The 18,114-nt window shown below is 41.8% G+C and carries 15 protein-coding genes and 1 other RNA gene; 10 read left to right on the forward strand and 6 right to left on the reverse strand.

Annotation, left to right across the window (positions count from 1 at the left end; translation table 11 throughout):
* The first annotated feature begins 138 nt into the window (after positions 1-138).
* The 4 genes from I3249_RS07695 (at position 139) to I3249_RS07710 (ending at position 3,922) form a co-directional block, all read left to right on the forward strand.
* The gene (locus I3249_RS07695; protein WP_238069381.1) at positions 139-882 is read left to right on the forward strand and encodes a phospholipase D family protein; all 744 of its coding nucleotides are present in this window, start codon (positions 139-141) and stop codon (positions 880-882) included.
* A 244-nt stretch (positions 883-1,126) separates the two neighbouring features.
* Positions 1,127-1,765, forward strand: a complete 639-nt coding sequence (locus I3249_RS07700) for a peroxiredoxin (protein WP_179798381.1) — start codon at positions 1,127-1,129, stop codon at positions 1,763-1,765.
* Between the two features lie 221 nt (positions 1,766-1,986).
* On the forward strand, positions 1,987-2,649 hold the full coding sequence (locus I3249_RS07705) for a glutathione S-transferase family protein (protein WP_238069383.1): 663 nt from the start codon (positions 1,987-1,989) through the stop codon (positions 2,647-2,649).
* Between the two features lie 334 nt (positions 2,650-2,983).
* Positions 2,984-3,922: an META domain-containing protein gene (locus I3249_RS07710; RefSeq protein WP_238069384.1), complete on the forward strand. Its 939-nt coding sequence runs from the start codon at positions 2,984-2,986 to the stop codon at positions 3,920-3,922.
* 144 nt (positions 3,923-4,066) lie between these two features.
* Here I3249_RS07710 and ruvC read toward each other — a convergent pair whose 3' ends face one another.
* Positions 4,067-4,651 (reverse strand): crossover junction endodeoxyribonuclease RuvC, encoded by a 585-nt coding sequence (gene ruvC, locus I3249_RS07715; protein ID WP_057760973.1) that lies wholly within the window; start codon positions 4,649-4,651, stop codon positions 4,067-4,069.
* 253 nt (positions 4,652-4,904) lie between these two features.
* Here ruvC and I3249_RS07720 point away from each other — a divergent pair, with 253 nt between their 5' ends.
* Entirely contained in the window at positions 4,905-5,537 is a 633-nt protein-coding gene (locus I3249_RS07720; RefSeq protein WP_057760971.1) for an FxsA family protein, read from the forward strand.
* 106 nt (positions 5,538-5,643) lie between these two features.
* On the opposite strand, the gene ssrS is transcribed toward I3249_RS07720, so the two are convergent.
* Positions 5,644-5,839: non-coding RNA, 6S RNA (gene ssrS, locus I3249_RS07725), on the reverse strand.
* A 247-nt stretch (positions 5,840-6,086) separates the two neighbouring features.
* On the opposite strand from ssrS, the gene gpmI reads away from it, so the two are divergent.
* Together gpmI and I3249_RS07735 are read left to right on the forward strand one after the other, a co-directional pair.
* The gene (gpmI, locus tag I3249_RS07730) at positions 6,087-7,745 is read left to right on the forward strand and encodes a 2,3-bisphosphoglycerate-independent phosphoglycerate mutase (protein WP_238069386.1); all 1,659 of its coding nucleotides are present in this window, start codon (positions 6,087-6,089) and stop codon (positions 7,743-7,745) included.
* 234 nt (positions 7,746-7,979) lie between these two features.
* Complete coding sequence (locus I3249_RS07735) at positions 7,980-9,449, forward strand: S41 family peptidase (protein WP_238069387.1); 1,470 nt, start codon at positions 7,980-7,982, stop codon at positions 9,447-9,449.
* Between the two features lie 74 nt (positions 9,450-9,523).
* On the opposite strand, the gene I3249_RS07740 is transcribed toward I3249_RS07735, so the two are convergent.
* From I3249_RS07740 to I3249_RS07750, 3 genes are all read right to left on the reverse strand, one after another.
* Positions 9,524-11,236 (reverse strand): sigma-54 dependent transcriptional regulator, encoded by a 1,713-nt coding sequence (locus tag I3249_RS07740; RefSeq protein ID WP_238069389.1) that lies wholly within the window; start codon positions 11,234-11,236, stop codon positions 9,524-9,526.
* A gap of 78 nt (positions 11,237-11,314) precedes the next feature.
* Positions 11,315-13,072: an ATP-binding protein gene (locus I3249_RS07745; protein WP_238069391.1), complete on the reverse strand. Its 1,758-nt coding sequence runs from the start codon at positions 13,070-13,072 to the stop codon at positions 11,315-11,317.
* A gap of 34 nt (positions 13,073-13,106) precedes the next feature.
* Entirely contained in the window at positions 13,107-13,742 is a 636-nt protein-coding gene (locus I3249_RS07750) for a response regulator (RefSeq protein ID WP_101206382.1), read from the reverse strand.
* 393 nt (positions 13,743-14,135) lie between these two features.
* Here I3249_RS07750 and I3249_RS07755 point away from each other — a divergent pair, with 393 nt between their 5' ends.
* Entirely contained in the window at positions 14,136-15,218 is a 1,083-nt protein-coding gene (locus I3249_RS07755) for a serine hydrolase (RefSeq protein WP_057760963.1), read from the forward strand.
* 87 nt (positions 15,219-15,305) lie between these two features.
* Positions 15,306-15,974 carry a thiamine phosphate synthase gene (locus I3249_RS07760; protein ID WP_238069393.1) on the forward strand — a complete coding sequence of 223 codons (669 nt, stop codon included), beginning with the start codon at positions 15,306-15,308 and terminating at the stop codon, positions 15,972-15,974.
* A 65-nt stretch (positions 15,975-16,039) separates the two neighbouring features.
* On the opposite strand, the gene I3249_RS07765 is transcribed toward I3249_RS07760, so the two are convergent.
* Positions 16,040-16,369 carry a TraR/DksA C4-type zinc finger protein gene (locus I3249_RS07765; RefSeq protein WP_238069394.1) on the reverse strand — a complete coding sequence of 110 codons (330 nt, stop codon included), beginning with the start codon at positions 16,367-16,369 and terminating at the stop codon, positions 16,040-16,042.
* Between the two features lie 506 nt (positions 16,370-16,875).
* Between I3249_RS07765 and I3249_RS07770 the strand changes: the two genes are divergently transcribed.
* Positions 16,876-18,090, forward strand: coding sequence for a phosphoglycerate kinase (locus tag I3249_RS07770; RefSeq protein WP_238069396.1), 1,215 nt, complete (start codon positions 16,876-16,878; stop codon positions 18,088-18,090).
* Positions 18,091-18,114: the final 24 nt, after the last annotated feature.

Below are 18,114 nucleotides of genomic sequence, written 5' to 3' on the forward strand. Positions count from 1 at the left end.
TATCCTTATCCAAATGAATATTTTGAAATAATACTGAACAATAGTAGTTTGCAAGTTAGCCTATTTCTAGTACGCTAGGGATGGGCTTTTTTGTGCGCATTTACAAAGTTAAGCATAGTAAGATTTGAGGAAATAAGAATGGCAAAGTTTCTAAACAGCAGTGGTACAACGTATCATTTAGAAGAGTTGATTAAAAACGCTTCTGACAGGTTGATTATTATTAGCCCATATTTGAAGCTTAATGAACGTATCAAAGAATTATTGGAAGACCGCAACCGTCTCAAGATCGACATTCGCATTGTTTATGGTAAGAATGACTTACATCCTGAAGAAATAAACTGGCTCAAAAATCTGACCTTTATTCGTACTAGCTTTTGCAAAAACTTACATGCGAAATGCTACCTAAATGAAAATGAATGCATTATTACCAGTTTAAATCTTTATGAATTTAGCCAAGTTAATAACAATGAGATGGGTGTACTGATTTATCGTAATGATGATGCCAAACTTTATGCCGATACTTATGAGGAAGCGCAGCGCATTATTCGTATCAGTGATGAAGTGAGAATGTCTCTTGAAAAAGTGACCGAAACTGAAAGTAAGTCTGAGCCTAGTCCCAAAATAATAAGCGCGACTACTAACGCAACTGTCAATGCTACGACAGAAACCACACCTAATTACTCTAAACTGACCACCGCCAAGCTTGCTAAAGAGTTGGGCTTTAAAACTCAAGAGTTGAATGAAAAGTTACTTGCAGCGGGTTACCTACAATCGCAAGATGGTGAGCTAGTATTGACCGATGCTGGACGCGCAGCTGGTGGTACCAGTAAAAAGGGTAAATTTGGCGAGTTTTGCTTATGGGGTGCAGGTATGGTGGTTTGATTATTTCTCAAAGCTACTTGTTCATAAAAACGCATTAAAAGATTTGTCCGTCATCTTAGAATTAAACGGAATAACCGCATTACAATCCGTCACAAGACATTCATAACCAGTTTGTTAAGATAAAGTCAGTTTTTACGGATGTGCTTTATGTTATATTTGATAGCTGAGCACGTCGATGACAATAATAGAACGCGAGGCCGACGTGTCGATATAAGCGTTCATTCACATAGCTAAGGAATAAAGCATGGCACATTTACGTTTAGGCGATACCGCACCAAACTTTGACGCTGCGACCACAGAAGGTGACATCAATTTTCACGAGTGGGCAGGCGATCATTGGGTGGTTTTTTTCTCACATCCATCAGACTTTACCCCAGTATGTACCACTGAACTTGGACGTACAGCAGCACTAGGCGGTGAGTTCCAGAAGCGCAATGTTAAACCAATCGCGCTATCGGTTGATGGTTTAGAAGATCATAAATGTTGGGTAAGTGACATTGAAGAAACCCAAGGTACTGCTGTCAATTTCCCTATCATTGCAGACCCTGAGCGCAAGGTTGCAGATCTTTATGACATGATTCATCCAAATGCTGACAATACAGCGACGGTCAGAAGTGTGTTTATTATTGATCCTAAGAAAAAAGTACGCTTAACACTGACTTATCCAGCCAGTTGTGGCCGTAACTTTGATGAAATTATCCGCGTAATCGACGCACTACAGTTGTCGGATGAGTATAACATTGCAACACCTGTAGACTGGAAAGATGGCGACGACGTGATCATTCCACCAAGTGTGAAAAACGAAGATATCGCTGCAAAATATCCAAAAGGTCACAAAGAGATTAAACCGTATCTACGCACCACACCTGCACCAAATAAATAATTAGACTGATGTATAAATGTGATTAAATAAAGCCCCATGACTCAAGGTTATGGGGCTTTTGCTATTTTTACCTCATGAATAATAAGCCTTTGCCATGACGGTCAGAGTAGGCTATAACTATGGTATGGAGTATCAATAGATAGGTGCTCATTAGTGCCACCATCATAATAAGGCGTATCAGCGCCAAATCGCTGTCCAATCATTCTTACAAGGAGTTTACTATGAAAAAACTATATATTACCCGTACAGCGCCTAATCCACGTAAAGCGCTTATCTTATTGGCTTCAAAAGGTATCGATGTTGATGACATGGATGATGTCGATGTGATCGATATTGATTTTGCGGCAAATGAGCAAATGTCAGAAGCATTTACGCAAATGAATCCGATGCAGACCGTACCTGTTTTGACCTTAGATGATGGTACAGTACTGAATGATTCGCAGGCAGTTTGTGAATATCTGGATCGTGTTTATGGTGAGCGTTCTGTTATGGGCAATGACGTGATACAGCGTGCCCAAGTGTGCTCGATGCGCCGTATTGCTGAGTTTGAGGTGATGTATAATTTAATGCTAGCGTTTCAGCACAGTCATCCGTCTAAAGCCCAGCGTGTTGAACAAGTGCCAGAATTTGTTGCGCCATCAATTGCCCGTGCTGTCAAAGCCATGGGGTATTTTGAGACAATCCTAGAAGGTCGTGAATATCTGGTGGGTGAGCAATTAAGTTTTGCGGATATCGTGCTATATCTAAGCTTAGATTTTGGTAAAGTATTGAAAATTAATCCTAATGAACAAGGCGAAAACCTAGCCCGTTTTTATCAAAAGATGAATGAACGCTTTAGTATTAAAAATATGGCTAAAGCTAAGCCTGCGGAAATCAATGATTAGATAAAGAGATACATCGCAAGTTCTATTGTTTTTAGATGCTTGCTCATTAAAGATAATATCGGGGATAGCTAATATGTATTAGCTATCCTTTTTTTGTCCATGAAATTAACGACATTAGATAGCAGAGTAATAAAAGAATTTCAAACATAATAAAAATCAACATTTTATTACATAAGCTAATAATGCTCGGTCTATAGTGGTTAATTTAACGTGATTATAATAACGATATTCCAGAACAGTTAATTAAATGTTTCTTCAAAAGATGCAAGACCAGCAAGTATATAGAAATAAGTAATCGAGAAAATTGATATACGCTTACTAAGAGGTTCGTAATATGGTAGGTAGAGCCAAAAAATCAGCACTGACAACGTTTTTATTGCCCAGTATAGTGGCGGTGAGCTTGATGCTGAGCGCTTGTCAAAAAGAAAACACGGCTCACGACAATGAAGGATCAGGTATCTCCAATACTGGTGAAAAAGTAGACTCACTAGCGATTGAGGATAGGGCCTCGGATACCAACTCAGCAACTACTGAATCTGGCTCGACGACATTTACTCCCGAAGAAAAGCTGATGAATACTTTGTCTCGTCATCGTTGGAGCTTGGTTAGGGCAACGGATGCCAATGAGCAGCCTATAAGTGAGCTTACAGATATCGATGGTCAGGGGACTCTGGTATTTAATCCAGAAACACTTATCTATAGTGTCGGTTGTAATACAATAAGCGCTGCTTATCAGCTGCAAGGACATACATTGAGTATCGAGGAAGGAATGAGCACCAAAATGTCTTGTAGCGATCTTGATATGGCAGAAAACACATTAAATACATTAATGCTAGGGAATAGTGAGTTAAAAATAGAGCAAAGTGACAGCCCAGTATTGACTCAGTTTACCAACGATAATGTCACTTTGGTATGGAATGGTAGGCTTACTGCACAAGCGAAATACAATAGTAAGGGCGAGACGGTATTTTGGGCAGTGAATGCCAAAGAAGTCAATTGTGATATGAATGGTGAAAAGCAGTGTCTCCAAGTTAGGCCCGTCACTTACAACGACCAAGGTGTCAAAGTTCGTGAAGGGAAGTGGAGAGTATTTGCGGGAGAAATAGATGGATACCAGCATGACGGTATGCACGAAGAAGTATTACGATTGCAGCGCTACCGATTAGAGACTAACGAATTAATAGAGTCAGATGAGACAACAGAAAATGATAATGATAATGAAAAGTATGCATATGTACTCGATGCTGTCATTGAAAGTGCAATTGTAGAGTAGCTTACTGTAGTTTGAGCTTTGAAATGCTCATAGTTATAGAAAACACGCGTCTAATAGCGCGTGTTTTTTATGGGGTGTCTAATTTGCTGTTTATCTATTTTGACGATTGTTTTCTTTAACACCTCGCTATTTTAAAGCTGATCTTTAACGTAAGTTACCTAAATCTTCTTCGGTCAAACGCCAACGGCCTTTCTTTTTAGAAGCACCGCGGCCACGCATGGCGCTATTCAATATCAGTTTGTTCATTGAATGGCTTGAGTGAGCATGACAGATGGCGCAGGCAAGACCATCGGCAGCATCTTGTTGCGGTACGACTTCTAACGCTAATATCCGGCACACCATCTCTTGCACTTGTTCTTTGGCCGCTGCTCCATAGCCACAGACGGCTTGTTTGATTTGCCGAGCCGTATATTCTGATACTTCTAAATCTAGTGCAACCATCGCTGCAATCGCTGCACCTCGTGCTTGCCCAAGCTTAAGTGCAGAATCAGGGTTTTCAGCCATAAATACTTGCTCAATCGCCGTATAGATAGGCTCGTCTGCGTATTTTAAATGATGCTGTGTGATACGGGTTAGTCCATTAAAGATACGCTTGAGGCGTTCAGGCATCTCTTTGGTATCTGTACGAATCGTCCCTGCATCGATATAGGTCAGCTTGTCACCTGTCTGCTGTACTATCCCATAACCGGTCATGCGTGACCCTGGGTCAATGCCTATAATAATTGCCATAATATTCCGTCTTGCTTACCTGTCATTTTATATTCAATACAATATAGATTGGATACGGACTCGCTTAGCCCACTATTCGTAGTAGTATCTTCCACCTTCCTTGTGTCCAAATTATGTTGTACCGACTATATGGCTTAAAAATTCGCCTTAAGTTTGATAGTATAGCAACCAATCCCCATATACATCATATGTTAGCCATTTTAATTTTCATGGCGCTCAATTTATTGGTTTTTATTTTATAGGACGACACTTTATGGGTCAGATAGTTGGTATAGCCATCGTTTGGTTTATTATCGAGATGCTACTGTGGTATTTGCTTGCTCAATTTATGAGCGGCTGGTGGGTGTTTATGTGGTTTATTATCGCCGCGGTTATTGGTATCTCCTTGATGCGCAAAGGTATGGCTGCTCTTAATCCAATGGCACAGCAAATGAAAGCTGGTGGCATGATGAACCCTGCGATGCGTCCGCCAGAGACCACGATGATTAAGAGTATCGCAATGGCAGCTGCAGGTATTTTATTGCTTATTCCTGGGGTACTTAGTGATTTGATGGCGCTGTTGGTGGTATTGCCACCTGTGCAGAAAAAGCTAAAAGACTTGGCCAATAATTATGTCATGAATAATCAGCAAAAAATGATGGAAATGATGGCGAAGCAGATGGGTGGTCAAATGGGCGGTGGTCAAAATCCATTTGGCGGTGCTGGTGGTATGGGCGGTCAAAACCCGTTCGGTGGCGCAGGTGGCATGAATGGCCAGAATCCGTTTGGTCAACAGCAGCAAAACCCATTTGGTGACGTGTTTAAACAGCATACTACGGTTGATGGTACTGCCAAAAACATCCCTAAAGATGTCAAGAAAATTACCAAGTCTGCTAATGACGAATAACCATTCAGTTAAATCGTAAGCATAAAAAAAGCCCCTCTCGTCGATGACGAAAGGGGCTTTTTAGTGGTAGTAAATAAATTATAAGAAATATATTTACTAACCGAATGAAACAACCGAAGTGCCGCTGTAAGATGGTGACCCATGAACCGTGAAGTTCAGGGCGGATGCGTCATCATCTCTGCAGGTTTCCTGATACACCGCAAGCGGTGCAGGCATACACAATGAGACAATAGGTACCACATCCTGGTAAAGCATTATCGGCTCAGGGAATAAACATCTACTAGCCAACACTTCAGAATAGTTTTATCTTAACCAATGAAAAGAGTGATTGCAAGTCTGAATTACAGATTGATACGTAGCTTGGTTGGTTGGCCGCACTTATATTGTCTTATCTAGAAAAAACGTCATAAGATAACCCTATAAAATTATTCATAAACTCACGAAAAATGCTCAGTTTTTCAGCTATTTCAAGATGTGTGTTAATATAGAGGGCTTTATATTCCCTTACACAGCATTATAGGCGTTCATTCACTCGAGGAGCGGTAATATATGACCAGTACCCAACAAGCATCAGACTCTATTGATAATAATAAAACACAGCTTAGCAATAACCAAGACGGTGCACAGAATAAAAAAATACCGCATGTCTTGATGATATTGGACGGCTTTGGTCATCGTGAAGAAGATAAAGATAACGCCATCGCTGCTGCCAATATGCCAAATTTAGACAAGATTTATCAGCAATATCCTCATGGGCTTATTTCAGCTTCAGGGGAAGATGTTGGTTTGCCAGATGGTCAGTTTGGTAATTCAGAAGTCGGTCACATGAACTTAGGCGCAGGGCGTGTTCTTTATCAGGACTCAACACGTATCTCAAGTGAACTTGCCAATCGTGAATTCTATAAAAATGAAGCATTGGTCAATGCCGTAAAAGCGGCTAATGAGCGTGGCGGTAACGTCCATATTATGGGCTTGCTCTCTGATGGCGGCGTCCACTCACATCAAGACCATATCGAAGGCATGTGTCATTCAGCATTGGTGCATGGTGCCAAGAATGTCTTTATTCATTGTTTCTTAGATGGCCGTGATACCCCGCCTAAATCTGCTGATAAGTACATCAATCGTCTGCGCGACTATATTGATAAATTGAATGCTCACTACGAAGGTGGCCGCGTACAGATTGCAAGTATCATCGGACGCTACTATGCAATGGATCGCGACAATCGTTGGGATCGCGTGCAAAAAGCCTATGAGCTGATTACTGAAGGCAAAGCTGATCGTCTATCGACACGGGCAGATGGCGCTGTCCAAGCTGCTTATAAAGCGCGTGAGACCGATGAGTTTGTCAGTCCAACGACCGTAATTGGACGTGATGAAGTGCCATATACTGTTAATGATAACGACGCACTTATTTTTATGAATTTCCGTGCTGACCGTGCTCGTGAGCTTGCCCAAGCGTTTGTCTTGCCAGATCATGAGTTTTCTGGATTTGCGCGCCAAAAACAGCCAAAACTGGCGGCGTTTGTGATGCTAACTAAGTATTCAGATGTCCTAGCTGATAATCCAAAAACCAGCATTGCTTACTACCCAACGTCTTTGGCCAATACATTGGGAGAGTACTTGCAGGATCAAGGAAAAACTCAACTACGTATTGCTGAAACTGAAAAATATGCGCATGTGACGTTTTTCTTTAGTGGCGGCCGAGAAGAAGAGTATCAGGGTGAGACCCGCATTTTAGTGCCATCTCCAGACGTTGCAACTTATGATCTACAGCCTGAGATGAGTGCGCCTGAAGTCACTGATAAATTAGTAGAAGCGATTGAGTCTGGTAAGTATGATGTATTGGTGGTCAATTATGCCAATGGTGATATGGTTGGGCACACAGGTATCTTTGATGCAGCAGTAAAAGCGGTAGAGGCTTTAGATGTATGCGTTGGCCGTATCGAGTCAGCAGTCCGAGCTGCTGGTGGTGATATGCTTATCACAGCCGATCATGGTAACTGCGAGCAGATGCAAGACTACGAAAGTGGTCAAGTACATACACAGCATACGACAGAGCATGTGCCATTAATTTATGTAGGTGAGCAAAAGTTGCAAGTACGCCGTGGTGGTAAACTTAGTGATGTGGCACCGACTATTTTATCATTGATGAACATTGACGCCCCTGCCGAAATGACAGGTGAGAGCTTATTGGTTCCAGCAGTCTAAGCCAGTCGAGTTAAACCACAGTACTTGAATGACTGTGGTTTATACTGATTTGACAGCTGTACCAGAAGATATCAAAAAGGAAAGGATAACCTATTATCCTTTCCTTTTTTTGTGATACATTTTACTTAATTTACTTGCAATACTATGCTAGTTCGAAATATGCGTTTGGTGCTATCTTATAAGTCACTATATAACGCTAAATTCGTATTCTCTACTATTCAAATGAGTTCTTTTATGCAGCCTATTTCTTTTGCACGTTCTTTTTTATCCAAAGGGTTAAGTAAATCAGTAGGGAAGGCGTCAGTCGCGTCTGCGGTTTTGCAGCCTGCAATTTTAATAGGTGTGCTTGGTTGTGCGATTAGCGTAAATGCACAAGCAGCAGTGGGAGCTTCTACAAATAATGATAATCCTACAAATGGCCTACAGCTCATCAGTTTAAATGCAGATGAGATAGCGGATGAAAACGACGCTGATAATTTATCTAACATTGCTGATATGTTAGATGTCGCCGATGAGCCAGATGACTCGATAGATAGTGTGCCAGATGACAGCGCGCTAACGGATGATGCCGATGATATTGATACGGAGATTCCAGCAGAAGTTGCACAAGTATCGCTAAATGCTATCTCTCCTGAGACGCTAAAGACATTTGTGGCTGTAGTGGATTTAGTACGTCGTCAATACGTCGATGCGGTCAATGACGAAGAGTTATTTAGCAATGCGATGAGCGGTATGCTGACCAAACTTGACAGCCATGCTGAGTTTTTAGATGCAGAAGCCTATGAGAATCTACGTGCCTTTACTGAGGGTGACGTTGGTGATATTGGTATTAAAGTTAATTACCAGCCAGAGGCGGGGTATTGGGTCGTGACAGAGGTTATCGATGATTCACCTGCAGACAAAAAAGGCATCGCAGTTGGTGATTATTTGCATCAAGTTGATGAGTTTAAGCTAGACGAAGGGCGACAGGTCAATGACGTTGAGCAGCTTTTGACGGGTATTGCTGGTACGCAGGTAGATATCATTACTTCCAAAGCTGGTCGCCGTAAGCACACAACGACGTTGCAGCGTAATAATAGTCATCCGCAGATTATCGAGACCAAACTGGTTGATGGCATTGCCATTGTTAAATTACCGGCGTTTCAAAACAATAGCCGTGAGAAACTACTAGAAGGTTTAATCAACCTAAACGCTCCGATATCAGGCATTTTACTAGATATGCGTGATAATCCAGGTGGCGTACTGACATCAGCAGTGAGCGTGGCCAGTTTATTTATGGATGATACCGATGTAGTGCAGGTGCAAGCACGTCAAAATAAATCACGGGTACTATCGACCCAAGGTGATGCGATACTTAAACCTTTGCCTTTAGTGGTATTACAAAACCGCTATTCAGCATCAGCAGCAGAGGTGCTTGCCAGTAGTTTACAAGCACAAAAACGCGCTACTATTATCGGTGAAGTTAGCTATGGCAAGGGCTCAGTACAATCGGTCATCCCATTAAACGATGAGCAAGCCGTCAAATTGACTGTGGCCAATTATATGACGGTAGCAGGCAAACAAATAGACGAGATCGGCGTAGAACCTGATGTGACCTTATCTGGCAGCGAGAACACGTGGGAGCAGAAAGCTTTAGAATTAGTAAAGGCGCGCGCACTTGATTCTGGCATTCGCTTTGTTAGAAAAAACGCTACGAAAGAATAGACTTTCGTAGCAGTTGATTAACAGTACATACCATTCAACGCTCAAAAATATTTGAAGATGACGTTTAAAGGAAATTAGTCGAACGCATCTTCAGAAATTTCGAGCTTTTTCATACGGTAGCGTAAAGAGCGAAAGGTGGTTCCTAATAATTCAGCTGCTTGGGTTTTGTTCCAGCCAGTTTGTTTGAGTGCTGTGATAATCAGCTGCTTTTCCTGTTCCTGCAAATAATGCTCTAACCCTTGAGGCGGTAGTTGACCGTCGAACAATTCTGATAAACCTGATATGTCTTTAGAGGTTCCTTGTTGGACGTTGGAGTCAAGGAGCGACTCTTTGTCATGAGTACTTGCTACGTTGGTTGACGAACTGTCATTACTAGTTGACGAATGCTGTACCATTGAAGGGTAGTGGTTGTTGTTAGTACGATAAGGGTGTAAATTGGTCACCCTTTGTTCAACCGGCGTTGCCATATTGCTAGATTGAATGGCTTGCTCACCGTCCTTTGTTGATTGGGCTGTAGATTGAACGTCTATTTGATTTTCTACGTTACGAGCAGGTGGCTCAGAGCTATCGATAGCTGAACTATGATTTTGCTCTTGTGTATTTACAAGCTCAGGTTCAATGTCAGGAAGACCTAAATGACTAACGTCAATGTATGAGGTTTCAGCTAACGTAACTGCACGCTCCAATAAGTTGCGTAGTTCACGGACATTACCCGCAAAATCGTGGCGTTGTAAGCGTTCGCAAGCTTCCATTGTCAATGACGGCGGCGACTCTAATTGCCAATCATTAGAAATCATCGCCAAAAAGTGGTCTGCCAACACAGGGATATCATCACGGCGTGCATTAAGTGTTGGAAGCTTTAGCTCAATGACATTGATGCGATAATATAAGTCTTGTCGAAATGCACCATCTTGTACCAATTGGCTCAGGTCTTTGTGAGTGGCAGACAAAATGCGGATGTCTACTGGAACTTCTTTTGTATCACCAATTGCCCTTACTGTTTTTTCTTGAATGGCACGTAACAATTTAACCTGCATGGCTAGAGGTAAATCTGCTACTTCATCTAAAAATAACGTGCCGCCATTGGCTTGCTGGAATAACCCTTGTTTATCAGCGACAGCCCCTGTAAAGCTGCCTTTTTTATGACCAAAAAACTCCGACTCCATTAACTCCGATGGTATCGCACCGCAGTTCACTGGTACAAAGCTGCCATCACGCCGTGGACTTAAATCGTGGATCAATCTGGCGACCACTTCTTTACCTGTGCCAGAAGCGCCCGATAAAAACACAGGTGCCTGTGAGCGTGCTAGCTTTAAAATGGTATTTTTGAGGGGATGCATGACAGCAGAATTACCAATCAATCTACTATCTAGCATTTTCTGTTCAGGAGAGCATTCCGGTGCGGCCTGTACTTCGTTATCTTGATGAATAACTTTTATGGCATTCTCTACCAGTTGGCGCAAACGTGGTAGTTCTAGCGGTTTATTGACAAAATCAAAGGCACCAAGCTTTAATGCCTCAATAGCTAAATCCATGCTGCCATGAGCCGTAATCACCGCTATTGGAATATTAGAGCTATTGCTAATTTCTTTTACCAGCTCAAGTCCCGAGCCATCTGGCAGTTTTAAATCCGTCAGACAGAAATCGTAGTCATTGTCTTGCCAAAATGTTCTTGCTTGCGACAATGTATAAGCCACATCACTTTTGATACCCATTTTAGTCAGGGTAATTTGCATCAATCGACATAAATCTACTTCATCATCGACGACTAGCGCGGTTGTTGTCATACATCATCTCATCGTATTTTATGGCTATAAAATCAATAGCTGGGTCTAAATGGGCGTAATAGCGTTCAAAGGGTAAATTTAGGTAAGATTTTCTTCGATAGTTTGAAATTTATTATCAGATTTAATAGAAGGTACAATTAATCGAAAGCATGTTTTCTCATGTTCAGGAATGTAGAGTAAACGCGCTTGATTGGCTTCACAAAATGCTTGTGATAAATAGAGCCCCAGTCCTGTACCAGCTTTATCTGTTGTAAAAAACGGATCGAACAAAAGTTCTAAATTTCCAGCACTAACACCATTACCATTATCTAGTATATCGATTATAACATCGTTGTCTGCGCAGTAAATGTCGATTTCTACATAAGCATGAGGATGAGCATAGCTGCTATAACGCAGACCATTGTTGATTAAGTTGATCAATATCTGCTCTAACTGATGAGTATCAAATGATATGATGGGTTTGGTTTTTATTCGTAGAAAAATGTCGTGTCCTTGAAAGTAATTCTCCAAAAACGATGGCATCCATTCAGCTAACTCGAGCACCTGCTGGGTAGCCGTCTGCTGACGAGACAGCTTTAAAATATCTTCGATGATACGGTTTACACGTTTTGTCTGTGAAAATATCATTTCATAAAGCTCATGGTTGCCGGTCATGGCAGCATTCGATTCACTTGTTAATGCACTGTCATCTTCCATTTGTTCTGCAACATCTTCTATTAATAGCTGGCTGGCTTGCGATATCGCTGCTAATGGGTTTCTGATTTCGTGGGCAATACTGGCAGTTAATTGCCCTAAAGAAGCCAGTTTCAACTGTTGAGCACTGGCTTGCTCACGGCGTAAATCTTCTAATATGACAAGTTTGCTATCGTCTTTTAGTGGAATAATCTGTACGCGTAATTTGCCAAATATTGAGGCATTTGCCACAGCCGGAACATCGTAGGTAAAAGCGCGTGACTGCCCAGATGCTACCGACAAGCAGGCATTAAATAACTGTGTATGCTGCTTATTGAGTTGCTGCTCAAAATTGGAGAGAAGTGCTTTGTTATGAGTCTCTTTTGTATCGTCAAGGGTATTCTGTGCTGTGACAGGCGTGACAAGAGAAAGGCTCAGCAATTGATGTGCGGCAAGGTTTGCTAAGACAATATGTTGCTTATCGATAACGATAACACCATTCACCATCTGTGTGATGACCTCTTGATTAATCACGTTTAGTCGCTCGACTTCCTTAGCATGGTTTGCCGCGACTTTCTCAAGCTGTACCAATCGTTGAGAGATAGACCAACTCAAACCGCCCACTGCTAAAAAGCTCGCCGACATCAGTAGCGCATCACCTAGATTGGCTAGACTCATGCTGTTAGCAATAGCGTAAAAAAACTGCTGATAAATAACGAGAATGATGGCAAGTAAAGTAATAACCAACGCTTGTGAGCCATGTAGTAGCATAAAGCTAGCCGCGACGACCACCATGTATAGCATGGTTAACTGCAAATCAGGGTTGCCTGTCGTGTAGAGCAGTAGACTTAATATAATAACGTCTAAGGCCAGTCCGAATGCCAGTTGGCGGCGCATATGTTTTGTAACGACATAAAATAATCCAAGCAGTATCAAACTTAACAGTACATAGAAGCTTAGAGTCGTTTGTTGTAAAAAACTCGGTAAAGAAGTGCCATCACCTGTACGAGCACTAATGTATAGCATGAGCATAGAGAACAGGCTAACAACGAAGCGATAGCTGCTATAGATCAGCCCCAACTTACGCAACTGCGGCAGAGGAAGCGTATCGTCATGATGAACATAACGAGTAATGGCAGAGCTAAGATTGGTAGCAGGGTTCATAAACTGGCCGTAATAGAATAAACGCTAAAATGGTTTATGGTTGGATCAGACCATGACGAATGGCCAAATGAGTTAATTTAACATCACTATCAACCCCAACCTTTTCATAGATACGGTAGCGATACGTATTAATGGTCTTGACGCTAACAAACAATTGATCAGCTATTTGCTGAGGGCTTTGACAATTAACAACCATCATGGCCACTTGTTTTTCTCTGTCACTTAATAAGTCAAAAGGTGAGTTTGCATTATCAGACAATAAAACATCTGCTAACTGTTCAGCCACATCCTGACTGAAGTAACGACCTCCTTGATAAATCTTTTTGACCGCACGTATCATTTCATCAAGCGGCGTGCCTTTGGTAATGTAACCATTGACACCTGCTTTGATCAGCATTGAGGGATAGGGCTGTGCAGACATACTACTGACCGCCAAAATCTTGATACCCATATCAAGTTGTATCAGACGTTTGGTTGCTTCAAGCCCGCCAATATTCGGCATGTTGACGTCTAGCAAAATCACATCAGGATGTAATTGTTTGGCTTGTTTGATAGCCATATCACCGCTGTCTGCTTCACCTACCACTTCAATATCGGGGCTGTCTGACAACATACGGCTAATGCCCATCCGTACCAAATCATGATCATCTACCACTAATACTTTAATCATAACCATACTCTTTATTGATTGTCAGAATGAACGCTTTATTAGGTTCAAATAGTATAAAAGTCGAATATATTTCAACCATTATTATTATCTTTGTATATTCAAAATACCGCTGATCAATATAACAAAATACGAGTAATCATAACATTCGAAGTTAAATTATATTGCTGCAGTGTGAATTGATGTTTCTATAATATAAATTGGTTGTAGCAAAGTTTGAATGAAGCCAAAAAAAACTACTAAATCAGTTTGATAGATTAAACTTAAATGTAAACCATGATACACTAAAAATACAAAAGCTCTATGTGAGTACTTACAAACACATCTATAAACGCTACGTACGTTTTTGGCGTCAGACAATATGTAACTGGCGTAATAGCGACAGCAGGAGGCATAATGAAGCAACTACCATTAACCAAACAGCAATTGATCGCTGCTATGATTTCATTGAGTTTGGGCAGTGTTGCACAAGCCGCACTTACAATTAATGGTAGCACTGACACTGCCTCTAGTGCACGCCTGAGTTGGGGCGGCGCTGATAGTTTGTCTGAAGCTCGTAACATAATGTACAAGTCCAACGGCTCTGCTATTAAGAAAGTTGATAATGGCTACGGCACTACCAATATTACGAATACTAATAGTTTTGCTAGTAGTAATAACACCAATAGTGCCCGCTATAACACAACTTATCGTGGGGCATTTGGTAGCAGCGATATGATTCCGATTAGTACGGATTCACGTAGTGTTGCGGTGATCGACGCTGAAACTGGCGAATCTATTTACGAAAAAGATGCTGATATCGCGCGCCCAATGGCCAGTATCACCAAGGTTATGACGGCTATGGTGGTGTTGGATGCTGGTCTTGATATGCGTGAAGAAATTACGCTTGATCCAGAAGATTTTGTTGGTCCTAAGCGTGCAAGCTCGCGTTTGAAATCAGGTGATCGTTTAAACCGTGCTGAGATGCTATTGATGGCGTTGATGAAGTCTGAAAACCCAGCGGCGAAGAGTCTAGCGCGTAACTACCCAGGTGGCTATGATGCTTTTATGCGTGCAATGAATCGTAAAGCGCAAGATTTGGGCATGAATACGGCGTTTTTTGGTGATCCAACTGGACTAGATAAGCGCAACGTAGCTTCGTCAAAAGATTTGGTCAAGATGGTACGTGCTGCTGGTAACTATGATGTGATTCGTCGTTTTTCTACCACTAAGAGCTATGACTTTTTCGTCTCAAACTACTCAAGCGGTAACCGCACCTATAAAGCCAGTAATACTAGCACGTTGGTCCGTGACGGCAGCTATCCAATCGGTATCTCTAAGACAGGCTTTATCAATGAAGCCGGACGTTGTGTTGTGATGGAAACTCGGGTCAATAATCGTCCTGCAATTATTGTTATCTTAGGAGCAAACAGCTCAGCAACACGTTGGGGCGATGCTAAAAATATCTTAAATAGTTTGGCTACACGTCGTACAGTATAAGCTATCTGTTCTAAATATATAAAAAAGCTGTTATATCATATAACAGCTTTTTTATTGTGTTGAATTTAAGAATTAAGGATACACGCTATGGGTCATTCACCATTCTCTTCTCCTACACCTAAGCTATATCTATTGACGAACGACGATGAGTTTGAGCTGTTATATCAAAAGCTACAGGCAGCCTTATCGACAGGATTGATTGCGCTATTACAAATTCGTCGTAAGCAAGTTCTTAGTCTACCTGATGGAGCTTTGAAGCTTTTTGATGAAGCGCAAAAAATCGTCGAGTTAGCTAAAACGTACAACGTGCCAGTTGTTATTAATGATGACGTGAAGTTAGCCGAAAGGCTTGGCGTTGGGGTACACCTTGGTCAAACAGACGGCAGTATCGGTGATGCTCTACAGTCTCTATCACCGCATCAAATCATCGGTCGTACCTGCCATGGTGATGTAGCGCTGATTAAAGAAGCAAAAAATGACGGTGCAAGTTATGCTGCGATGGGTGCAGTATTTACTTCTACAACTAAGCCAAATGCTAATATTATTTCACGTCAGCAGCTTGAGGAAGGGTGTCAGCAAGGCATACCAATCTGTGTAATAGGCGGGCTAACCGCAGAAAATGTCTCAGAGCTGGTAAATTTGCCCATTGCGCTTGTGGCAGTAGTCGGGGATATCATGGATCTACCAGTAGCAGATATAGCTCAGCGCTGTCATGAATGGCAGCAGGCATTTTCTAAATGGAAAATACCTACTTGAAGAACTCTTCTTAGAGAGGTTTTAGAGTAGCAATAGTCTTAGAATAGAGTATTAATATGACAGCGCTACTCAGCGTGTTCCATACATAAGGTAGCATAGGGCAGCGCTTCTAAGCGTTGCTCTTCGATTGGCTCGCCGCAGACTTCACACTCGCCATAAGTACCATTTTCAATCCGACTCAATGCATTTTCGACATAGATTAAGCTTTGACGCGCCTCACTCATTAAGTTTTTACGCATATCATTTTGACGATAGGATATGGCCTGATCTTCCCAGTGCTCATTGAGATCATCTTGTGGATTCTGAATATGATCTTCAATTTTATTAATGCGAGATTCGTATTCGTCTTTTAATTTTAATAGGTTTTGTTTAGCAGTGTCTAAGTTGATACTCATTGTTTTCTCCTAATGGATTATTTTTATTGTCAATGTTTCTATCATAAAGAGCTTGACTGCTGAGTACCACCACGAAATGTTACGGTTTATTGACTATGCTCAAAGCTAGCAACTGCAATTGTTGCAATCGAATAATGCTCTGAGAATTTAGACTAAATATTTTAAACGTGCTGAAATTTGTGACAGGTTGCTTGTGAGACTGCGCTAGAAAACTGGTAGAATACACCGCCGCTGAATTCTGCTTACTTGATCGACTCATCAGAGTGATCTGATAAGTGTCAGAGCCAAGCGTTAAAAAGACATTAAAAAGCAATAAAGCTGATAGTGACTATATAGCTTAGATATAAAATAGCGTAGTTATAAAGCAGGCGAGTAAGAGTGCTACTAAATAGTAGATTGATCGAGCTTAGCACTGAATCTGATTTATATAGAGCGGACCATAATAGTCATATCAATAACGACAGTAATCGCAAATTAACAGATATATTGATGCATAGGAGCAGGTAATGAATTTTTTGCGTATGAGTGAGTTGAACTTAACGGATAAAGTGGTTTTGATTCGAGAAGATTTAAATGTGCCTATTAAAGACGGTAAGGTCACGAGCGATGCGCGCTTGCAAGCCAGTCTTCCTACCATCAAGATGGCGCTCGAAAAAGGCGCTGCGGTAATTGTTTGCTCACATTTAGGCCGCCCAACAGAAGGCAGTCCTGAAGCTGTATATTCATTAGCACCAGTTGCTGACTATTTGACGGACAAATTAAGCTCGCAACTATCGACACCTGTACGTCTTAATAGTGATTACCTTACCCAAGGTGCCAATGTAAAATGCGGCGAAGTAGTTCTATTAGAAAATGTACGCTTCAATGACGGTGAAAAGAAAAACGATGCCACGCTGGCGAAAAAGTACGCTGATTTGTGCGATGTGTTTGTGATGGATGCTTTTGGTACAGCGCACCGTGCACAGGCATCAACAGAAGGCGTTACGCAAGCGATGCGTCAAGCAGACAAAACCGTTTGTGCAGGGCCATTGTTAGCCGCTGAGCTTGATGCTTTGAGCCTAGCACTTGAAACACCAGCACAGCCAATGCTTGCCATCGTTGGTGGATCAAAAGTATCTACCAAATTAGAAGTGCTACACAGCTTGGCTGAAGTTTGCACGCAAATTATCGTTGGTGGGGGTATTGCCAATACTTTCTTAGCAGCACAAGGACACAGTGTTGGCGCCTCATTGTACGAAGCAGACTTGCTCGATACTGCACGTGACATTATGACCAAAACCGAAATTTTGCTGCCTGAGTACGTCGTAGTCGCTGATAAAAATGACATCGATTTCGCTGACTTTACTGGCTCATTGCAAAAAGCTACCGCAACGATCAAATCAGTTGATGCGATCGGTGACAATGACATGATATTGGACATCGCACCAGAAAGCGCAAAACAGCTTGCCGATGCCATTATTAATGCAAAAACCATTTTGTGGAATGGCCCAGTGGGTGTATTTGAGGTCGATGCTTTCGGGCAAGGCACACAGATATTAGCTACTGCTGTAAAAGACAGTGATGGTTTCTCTATCGCGGGCGGCGGTGATACATTAGCAGCTATCGATAAATATCAAGTTGCTGAAGGCGTGAGTTATATGTCAACGGGTGGCGGTGCGTTTTTAGAGTTTGTTGAAGGTAAAGTACTTCCAGCAGTTGCTGCACTGCAAATAGATGCCTAACTAATTAACGATACTCTGTAGCTT

It is taken from the genome of Psychrobacter sp. Ps1 (assembly GCF_022129425.1).
Taxonomy (GTDB): domain Bacteria; phylum Pseudomonadota; class Gammaproteobacteria; order Pseudomonadales; family Moraxellaceae; genus Psychrobacter.

Excerpts from the sequence above, each read along its gene's own strand:
- I3249_RS07755 (WP_057760963.1), top strand. The coding sequence starts at position 14,136 with ATGAAGCAACTACCATTAACCAAACAGCAATTGATCGCTGCTATGATT.
- I3249_RS07760 (WP_238069393.1), top strand. The coding sequence starts at position 15,306 with ATGGGTCATTCACCATTCTCTTCTCCTACACCTAAGCTATATCTATTG.
- ruvC (WP_057760973.1), bottom strand. The coding sequence starts at position 4,651 with ATGGCAATTATTATAGGCATTGACCCAGGGTCACGCATGACCGGTTAT.
- I3249_RS07710 (WP_238069384.1), top strand. The coding sequence starts at position 2,984 with ATGGTAGGTAGAGCCAAAAAATCAGCACTGACAACGTTTTTATTGCCC.
- I3249_RS07695 (WP_238069381.1), top strand. The coding sequence starts at position 139 with ATGGCAAAGTTTCTAAACAGCAGTGGTACAACGTATCATTTAGAAGAG.
- I3249_RS07740 (WP_238069389.1), bottom strand. The coding sequence starts at position 11,236 with ATGACAACAACCGCGCTAGTCGTCGATGATGAAGTAGATTTATGTCGA.
- I3249_RS07735 (WP_238069387.1), top strand. The coding sequence starts at position 7,980 with ATGCAGCCTATTTCTTTTGCACGTTCTTTTTTATCCAAAGGGTTAAGT.
- I3249_RS07750 (WP_101206382.1), bottom strand. The coding sequence starts at position 13,742 with ATGATTAAAGTATTAGTGGTAGATGATCATGATTTGGTACGGATGGGC.
- I3249_RS07765 (WP_238069394.1), bottom strand. The coding sequence starts at position 16,369 with ATGAGTATCAACTTAGACACTGCTAAACAAAACCTATTAAAATTAAAA.
- gpmI (WP_238069386.1), top strand. The coding sequence starts at position 6,087 with ATGACCAGTACCCAACAAGCATCAGACTCTATTGATAATAATAAAACA.
- I3249_RS07700 (WP_179798381.1), top strand. The coding sequence starts at position 1,127 with ATGGCACATTTACGTTTAGGCGATACCGCACCAAACTTTGACGCTGCG.
- I3249_RS07745 (WP_238069391.1), bottom strand. The coding sequence starts at position 13,072 with ATGAACCCTGCTACCAATCTTAGCTCTGCCATTACTCGTTATGTTCAT.
- I3249_RS07720 (WP_057760971.1), top strand. The coding sequence starts at position 4,905 with ATGGGTCAGATAGTTGGTATAGCCATCGTTTGGTTTATTATCGAGATG.
- I3249_RS07770 (WP_238069396.1), top strand. The coding sequence starts at position 16,876 with ATGAATTTTTTGCGTATGAGTGAGTTGAACTTAACGGATAAAGTGGTT.
- I3249_RS07705 (WP_238069383.1), top strand. The coding sequence starts at position 1,987 with ATGAAAAAACTATATATTACCCGTACAGCGCCTAATCCACGTAAAGCG.